The sequence below is a fragment of the Kocuria kalidii genome, assembly GCF_044462225.1.
In the GTDB taxonomy this organism is placed as follows: domain Bacteria; phylum Actinomycetota; class Actinomycetes; order Actinomycetales; family Micrococcaceae; genus Kocuria; species Kocuria kalidii.
In genome coordinates this window covers 24033-31571 of record NZ_JBISWJ010000013.1, presented here as the reverse complement: position 1 = coordinate 31571, position 7539 = coordinate 24033, and the positions used below count along the sequence as shown (strand labels likewise).

8 protein-coding genes are annotated in these 7539 nt (G+C 73.0%); 6 read left to right on the top strand and 2 right to left on the bottom strand.

The window, feature by feature from the left end:
* Window positions 1-465, top strand: coding sequence for a ribose-5-phosphate isomerase (locus tag ACH9D3_RS02005; RefSeq protein WP_396401183.1), 465 nt, complete (start codon window positions 1-3; stop codon window positions 463-465).
* Here ACH9D3_RS02005 and ACH9D3_RS02000 read toward each other — a convergent pair.
* Window positions 450-1391 (bottom strand): alpha/beta fold hydrolase, encoded by a 942-nt coding sequence (locus ACH9D3_RS02000; RefSeq protein WP_396409658.1) that lies wholly within the window; start codon window positions 1389-1391, stop codon window positions 450-452. The two genes, ACH9D3_RS02005 and ACH9D3_RS02000, sit on opposite strands and share 16 nt — an antisense overlap.
* A 132-nt stretch (window positions 1392-1523) precedes the next feature.
* Between ACH9D3_RS02000 and rocD the strand changes: the two genes are divergently transcribed.
* Window positions 1524-2792: an ornithine--oxo-acid transaminase gene (rocD, locus tag ACH9D3_RS01995; protein WP_396409657.1), complete on the top strand. Its 1269-nt coding sequence runs from the start codon at window positions 1524-1526 to the stop codon at window positions 2790-2792.
* A 6-nt stretch (window positions 2793-2798) separates the two neighbouring features.
* On the opposite strand, the gene ACH9D3_RS01990 is transcribed toward rocD, so the two are convergent.
* A complete protein-coding gene (locus ACH9D3_RS01990; RefSeq protein ID WP_396409656.1) occupies window positions 2799-3305 on the bottom strand; it encodes a redoxin domain-containing protein in 507 nt (168 codons plus the stop codon).
* Between the two features lie 253 nt (window positions 3306-3558).
* Between ACH9D3_RS01990 and ACH9D3_RS01985 the strand changes: the two genes are divergently transcribed.
* From ACH9D3_RS01985 to ACH9D3_RS01970, 4 genes are all read left to right on the top strand, one after another.
* Window positions 3559-4335, top strand: coding sequence for a VOC family protein (locus ACH9D3_RS01985; protein WP_396401179.1), 777 nt, complete (start codon window positions 3559-3561; stop codon window positions 4333-4335).
* A 150-nt stretch (window positions 4336-4485) separates the two neighbouring features.
* Window positions 4486-6195, top strand: coding sequence for a carbon starvation CstA family protein (locus ACH9D3_RS01980; protein ID WP_396401178.1), 1710 nt, complete (start codon window positions 4486-4488; stop codon window positions 6193-6195).
* 4 nt (window positions 6196-6199) lie between these two features.
* On the top strand, window positions 6200-6475 hold the full coding sequence (locus ACH9D3_RS01975) for a cory-CC-star protein (protein WP_396401177.1): 276 nt from the start codon (window positions 6200-6202) through the stop codon (window positions 6473-6475).
* A complete protein-coding gene (locus ACH9D3_RS01970; RefSeq protein WP_396409655.1) occupies window positions 6466-7536 on the top strand; it encodes an ArsA-related P-loop ATPase in 1071 nt (356 codons plus the stop codon). Before ACH9D3_RS01975 ends, ACH9D3_RS01970 begins: the two co-directional genes overlap by 10 nt.
* Window positions 7537-7539 lie beyond the last annotated feature (3 nt).

The following is a 7539-nucleotide window of genomic DNA, read 5'->3' as shown; positions in this document are numbered from 1 at the left end:
ATGGCCGAGCAGAAGCTGCGGATCGTGATCGGCGGCGACGACGCCGGATTCGACTACAAGGAGGCCCTGCGCCGGGATCTGGAGGCCGACGACCGCGTGGAGAGCGTGGTGGACGTCGGGGTCTCGGAGACGGAGAACACGGACTACCCGCACGTGGCCGTCGACGCCGCCCGGAAGGTCGCCGCCGGTGAGGCCGACCGTGCGCTGCTGATCTGCGGCACGGGCCTGGGCGTGGCGATCTCGGCGAACAAGGTGCCCGGGATCCGGGCCGTGACCGCCCACGACTCCTACTCGGTGGAGCGCTCGGTGCTCTCCAACAACGCCCAGGTGCTGTGCATGGGTCAGCGGGTCGTCGGCCTGGAGCTGGCCCGGCGCCTGGCCAAGGAGTGGCTGGGCTACACCTTCGACACCACCAGCGCCTCCGCGGCCAAGGTCGAGGCCATCACCGACTACGAGAACGGCTGACCCGCACCCGGCACCACCCCGGGACGGCCCCGGCGCGGACCACCGCGCCGGGGCCGTCCCTGCGTCCACGCGGCGCGCAGGTGCGCCAGGACCGCCGCGCCGACCTCCTCGGGCCGCTCCTCGGCGAGGAAGTGGCCGGCGGCCACGGCCCGGCCCGTGGCCTGCGGGAAGTGCCGCCGCCACAGCGCGAGCGGGTCCTCGCGGGCGCCGACCCGGCCCTGCGAGCCCCACAGGACGAGGGTCGGGAGGTCCCGCTGCTCGTGCTCGTCCGCCTCGTCGATCTCGACGTCCGGGCCGGCGGCCGCGCGGTAGTCGCGGCACCAGGCGTCGACCACGGCGGGGTCCCGCGCCGCGTCCTCGTAGGCGGCGAGCGCGGCCGGGTCGAACGGGACCTGCGTGCCGCTGAGCCCCTGGAGCGTGCGGCGCACGAAGTACACGGGGTCGTGCCCGATCAGGGTCTGCGGCAGCCCCTCGCCCTGGGCGAGGAACGCCCAGTGGTAGTACTGCCGGGCCAGCCACGCGTCCATCGACCGCCACACCTCCAGGGTGGGGAGGATGTCCAGCAGGGCCACGGACGCCATGGCGCCGGGGGCGTCGAGCGCCATCCGGTGGGCCGTCCGGGCGCCGCGGTCGTGCCCGACGACGGAGAACCGGTCGTGGCCCAGCTCCCGCATGAGCTGCACCTGGTCGGCGGCCATCGCCCGGAAGGTGTGGTCCTCGCTGCTCGTGCGGGAGCGGCCGTAGCCGCGCAGGTCGGCCGCGACCACGGTGAACTCCTGGGCCAGCACGGGGGCGAGGTGGTGCCACATGGCGTGGGTCTGCGGGAAGCCGTGCAGCAGGAGCACGGGCGGGCCGTCCCCGCCGGTGCGGGCGTGGATCGTGCCGTCGGCCACGGGGACGTCCTGAGCGGCGAAGTCTGGGAACACGGTGCCTCCTGCGGGTCGGGAGTGGACGGACGGCGCCGGGCCGGGACTGGAATGCGCGGTTCGCGGCGTTGTACGTGGTGGGCTGGGACCACAGGCTCCAGAGAACACCAGCGAGGATCCGGGAGGAACCCCATGAACCACGCCCCGACGCAGGTCGTCGATCCTGCGGCCACGGCCGGCCGCGACGGCGCGAGCTCGCGGGAGCTCGTGGCGACCGCCGAGCGCTACACCGCGCGCACGTACTCCCCGCTGGACGTGGTGGTCGCCCGCGCCCGGGGCACGACCGTGACGGACGTGGAGGGCCGCGAGTACCTCGACTTCCTCGCGGGCTACTCGGCGCTGAACTTCGGGCACGGCCACCCCGCGGTCCTCGACGCGGCCCGGGCCCAGCTGGAGCGTGTGACGCTGACCAGCCGCGCCGTGCACAACGACCAGCTCGGCCCCTTCGCACGGGAGCTGTGCGCCCTGCTGGGCCAGGAGATGATGCTGCCGATGAACACCGGCGCGGAGGCGGTCGAGTCCGCGATCAAGGTCGCCCGCAAGTGGGGCTACGAGCGCAAGGGGGTGGCCCCGGACCGGGCGCAGATCGTCGTGGCGGCGGGGAACTTCCACGGCCGCACCACCACGGTCGTCAGCTTCTCCGACGACGACGAGGCGCGCCGCGGCTACGGCCCCTACACGCCGGGCTTCGTCACCGTCCCGTTCGGGGATCTCGCGGCCCTCGAGCGAGCCGTCACCCCCGACACGGTCGCGGTGCTGCTGGAGCCGATCCAGGGCGAGGCCGGTGTGGTCGTGCCGCCCCCGGGATACCTGCAGGGCGTCCGGCGGTGCACGGCCGAGCAGGACGTCCTGCTCGTCGCGGACGAGATCCAGTCCGGGCTGGGGCGCACCGGCCGGACGCTGGCGTGCGAGCACGAGGGCGTCGAGGCGGACCTCTACCTGCTGGGCAAGGCCCTGGGCGGGGGCGTCCTGCCGGTGTCGGCGGTCGTGGGCCGCGCGGACGTCCTGTCCGTGCTGCGGCCCGGCCAGCACGGCAGCACGTTCGGCGGGAACCCGCTGGCCGCCGCCGTCGGCCGCGCCGTCGTCGCCCTCCTCGCCACCGGGGAGCCCCAGGAGCGGGCGCGGGTCATGGGGGAGAAGCTGCACACCGGCCTCGCCGAGCTGGCCCCGCTGGGGCTGGCCGCGGTGCGCGGTCGCGGTCTGTGGGCCGGGATCGACATCGACCCGCAGCTGGGCACCGGCCGGGAGTGCTGCGAACGGCTGGCGGCCCACGGGATCCTCGCCAAGGACACCCACGGCTCCACCATCCGGCTCAGCCCCCCGCTGGTGATCACCGACCAGGAGCTGGACCGGGGGCTGGCCGCCCTCGCGGACACGCTGCGGGAGATGGCGCGCCGCTGACCCGCCTCAGCGCGTCCCGGAGGGCTCCTCCCCGTGGGCCAGCGCCGACTCGATGCTGCCGGCGAGCTGCGCCGGCGAGGTCTTCGGGGCGAAGCGGCGGATCACGTGCCCGTCCCGGCCCACGAGGAACTTGGTGAAGTTCCACTTGACGTCGTCGCCCATGATCCCGCCCTTCTCCTCGCGCAGCCACGACCAGAGCGGGTGGGCGCCGGGACCGTTGACGTCGACCTTCTCGAACATCGGGAACGTGACCCCGTAGTTGCGGCTGCAGAAGTCCGCGATCTCCTCCTCGGTGCCCGGCTCCTGGTGCCCGAACTGGTCGCACGGGAAGCCCAGCACCACGAGACCGTCCTGTCTGAAGTTCCGCCACAGCTGCTCGAGGCCCTCGTACTGCTGCGTGAACCCGCACTCGCTCGCGGTGTTGACCACGAGCGCCACCTTCCCGGCGTACGCGGACAGCGGCTGCTCGCGGCCGTCGAGGGTCGTGGCGGTGAAGTCGTGCAGCGTGGTCAAAGGATCCTCCGGGGTGGTCGACGACGACGGTCTGCCCCCATTCTGCCGCCGAAGCCCCCTGGAACACCCACGGGTCCCCCGCCGTCGCCGAGGGCGCAGACACCGGTCACGCCGCCGTGCGGGGCACCGTCGTCGGCGATCTCGCGGCTCAGCCTCCGGCGGGGCGGGTGGCGGGTGGGTAACGATCCCCGCGCGTTTCCCGAGAGGCACCGGGGACGCGGCGTACCCTGGCCGTGTCGGAAAGGAGCCCGTCATGACACAGCGCAACGAGGCCTGGCCCGCCGGAACGCCCTGCTGGGCCGACCTGACGGCGTCCGATCTCGGCCGCACGCAGGAGTTCTACCGCCGGGTGCTCGGCTGGGAGTACGGCAGCCCGGACCCCGAGCACGGCGGCTACTGCAACGCCCTCGTGGACGGCCGTCCCGCGGCCGGGCTCTCCCCGGCGGCCCCGGACCTGACGGGCGTCCCGCACGTGTGGCAGGTCCACCTCGCCTCGGACCGGAGCGACCTCTGCGCGGAGCGGGTCCTCGCCGCCGGAGGGACGCAGCTGGTGGAGCCCGTGGAGGTGGGGCGCCTCGGCTGGATGGGGATCTTCCAGGACCCCACCGGGGCCACGTTCGGGACCTGGAAGGCCGGGGAGCACATCGGGTTCACGGCGGTCGACGTGCCCGGGACCGTGGCCTGGTGCGACCTCATGACCCCCGACCACCACACCGCCCGCGACTTCTACGCCCAGGTCTTCGGCTACCACTACGAGGACATCGGCGAGGAGGGCGTGCCCTACGCCACGTTCACGGTGCCGCGCGGGGAGCGTCCCGCCGGCGGCATCGGCGGGACCGATCCGGCGGCGGAGAACGCGCCCGCGGTCTGGTCCGTCTGCTTCCAGGTGGAGGACGTCGACGCCGCCGTCCAGCGCGTGCGCGACGCCGGCGGCGCGGTCATGGAGGACCCCCTCGACTTCCAGTACGGGCGGCTCGCGGTCGTGGCCGGACCGGACCGGGAGTCCTTCTCGATCATGGCGCCGGCGTGACCGGCGCCGCGCGTCGGAGGGCTGCGTGCGCCTCCGGTGGAGCGGTTCCGGTGCGTCCGCGTGCAACCCGTGATCCCGGTCACCCGGCGGTAGCATGGTGACCCGGCGAACATCCATCGCCGCCGCCACCTCCACCGAGATCGGAGCGACATGAACTCCATCGTCCTCGCCGTGGTCGGCGTGGCCATGATGATCCTGGGGTACGTGCTGTACTCGAGGTTCCTGGCCCGCCGGATCTACAAGCTCCAGGACTCCTTCGTCACCCCCGCCCACGAACTGGGTGACGGCGTGGACTACGTGCCCACCAACAAGTACGTGCTGTGGGGCCACCACTTCACCTCCGTGGCGGGAGCGGCACCCATCGTGGGGCCCGCGATCGCCGTCATCTGGGGCTGGGTGCCGGCCTTCCTGTGGGTGACCATCGGCACCGTCTTCTTCGCCGGCATCCACGACCTCGGTGCGCTGTGGGCCTCCAACCGGCACAAGGGCAAGTCCATCGGGTCCCTGTCCGGGCAGTACATCGGCCGCCGCGGGCGCAACCTGTTCCTGGTCGTGATCTTCCTCGTGCTGCTCATGGTCAACGCCGCGTTCGCCGTGGTCATCGCCGGCCTCCTGGTCGGCACGCCCACGGCGGTGATCCCCACCTGGGGCGCCATCGTGGTCGCCCTGCTCATCGGCCAGGCCATCTACCGGTTCAAGTGGAACCTCCCGCTCGTGTCCGTCGTCGGCGTCGTGGCCCTCTACAGCCTGATCCTGATCGGCGACCGGTTCCCGGTGGTGCTGCCGGAGACGATCCTCGGCCTCTCCGCCACCGCGTTCTGGATCGTGGTCCTGTTCCTCTACGCCGGTGTGGCCTCGGTGCTGCCCGTGTGGATGCTGCTGCAGCCGCGCGACTACATCAACGGACTCCAGCTGTTCATCGCCCTGGGCATCCTCTACGGGGCGGTGCTGATCTCCGCGCCGACCGTGGTGGCCCCCGCGTTCAACGACTCCGTGCCCGAGGGCACGCCGAGCCTGGTGCCCCTGCTGTTCGTGACCATCGCGTGCGGTGCGATCTCCGGGTTCCACGGGATCGTGGCCTCCGGGACGTCCTCCAAGCAGCTGGACAAGGAGACGGACGCCCGCTTCGTCGGCTACTTCGGGGCGGTCGGCGAGGGGCTCCTGGCACTGGGCGCCATCATCGCGACCACCGCCGGGTTCCGGACCATCGCCGACTGGGAGGCCGTCTACACCGAGTTCGGGCAGGGCGGCGTGGCCGCCTTCGTGCAGGGCGGCGGCGCCATCGTCAACCAGGGCCTGGGCATTCCCGCCGGGCTCAGCGCCACCATCCTGGCCACCATGGCCGTGCTGTTCGCGGCCACCACCATGGACACCGGCATCCGGCTGCAGCGGTTCGTGGTCCAGGAGGCGGCGCACATCATGGGGTTCAGCATCAACAAGGCGCTGGCCACCGTCGTCGTCCTCGGCGTGGCCATGGGCCTCACCTTCGGCGCCGGCGCGGACGGCTCGGGCGGTCTGCTGATCTGGCCGCTGTTCGGCACCACCAACCAGCTGCTGGCCGGCCTGACGCTGTCGATGATCGCGGTGATCCTGCTGCGCAAGGGCCGTCCGGTGCTGCCGGTGCTCGTCCCGCTCGTGTTCCTGCTGGTGATGTCGGTCTACGCCCTCATCGTCCAGCTGGGACAGTTCTACGCGGCCGAGAACTGGTTCCTGCTCGTGCTCGACGTCATCATCCTGATCGCGGCCCTGTGGGTCATCGTCGAGTCCGTGACCGCGATGAACGCGGCCCGGAAGAGTCCGCCCGAGCTCGACGAGGACGCCCGCGTCCCCGCGGGGCCGGGGAAGCGGTCCTCCCGGTGAGCCGGTGACGGTCCTCGACCGGCTGCGCACCGTGCAGGCCCGCCTCGGCGCGGGCCTGCACGAGTTCTACGTGGCGCCCTACCGGCGCACCTTCGCCCGCGCCCAGCGCGACGAGGAGGACCTGTTCATGATGCTGGTGCTCTCCGAGGCCCTCGGTGTGCCCAACCCCGCCAGCTACTACACCGTGGAGCTGCTGCCCGTGGTCTACGACCGCTTCCACGACTGGCACCGGCGGATGGGCATGGAGCGCTCACCCCTGGAGCACGTCTCATGCTGCTAGAGCTCGCGGCCTCCCGCCGGGTCCTGTTCGTCGGCGGCAAGGGCGGTGTCGGCAAGACCGCGGTCGCCTCCGCCACCGCCCTCGCCCAGGCCCGCGCCGGCCGGCGGGTGCTGGTCGTCTCGACCGACCCCGCCCACAACCTCGGGCACCTGTGGGAGCGTCCCATCGGGGACCGGATCACCCCGCTCGCCCGGGACCTCGGGAGCCCCGGCGGCGGTTCCCCGAGCGGTCCCGGCGGCGGGCCGGCGAGCGGCGTCCTCGACGGCATCGAGGTGGACCCGGTCGCCACGACCGACGCCCACCTCGCCGCCGTGGGCGCCACCATCCGCCGGCTCATGCCCGAACACCTCGCCGCCGAGGTCGACAAGCACATGGAGCTCGCCCGCGACTCGCCGGGCACCCACGAGTCGGCGGTGCTGGAGCGGATCGCCGAGCTCGTGGACACGGGCCCGGCCGACTACGACCTCATCGTCTTCGACACCGCCCCGTCCGGGCACACCGCCCGGCTCATGGCCCTGCCCGAGATCATGTCCGCCTGGACCGAGGGGCTGCTGCGGCGCCGCGGCCGGGCGGAGAAGTTCGGCGCCGCCCTGCGGGGCCTCGAGGACCGGGACGCCGCGAGCGAGAGCATCGTGGGCACCGAACGGCCCCGGGACCCCCGCGAGGAGCGGGACCTCGAGATCCGGCGGATCCTGCTGCGCCGCCGCGAGCGCTTCGAGACGCTGCGGGAGGTGCTGGTGGACGCCGAGCGGTGCAGCTTCGTCATCGTCCTCGCGGCCGAACGGCTGCCCGTCCTCGAGACCGTCGAGCTGCACGAGCAGCTGGTCCGCGCCGGCGTGCACGTCGGGGCGCTCGTGCTCAACAAGCGCTCGCCGGCCGACGCCGGGGACTTCCTCGCCGAGCGCCGCGCCCTCGAGGAGGTGCACGTCGCCACCCTGCGCCGCGCCCTCCCGGACGTCCCGCTGCTGCAGGTCCCGCTGCTGCCGGGGGACGTGGTGGGCCAGGAGGCGCTCGAGCGGTTCGCCGACGCGCTCGTCCAGGCAGGTGTCAGGACCGCGTGACAC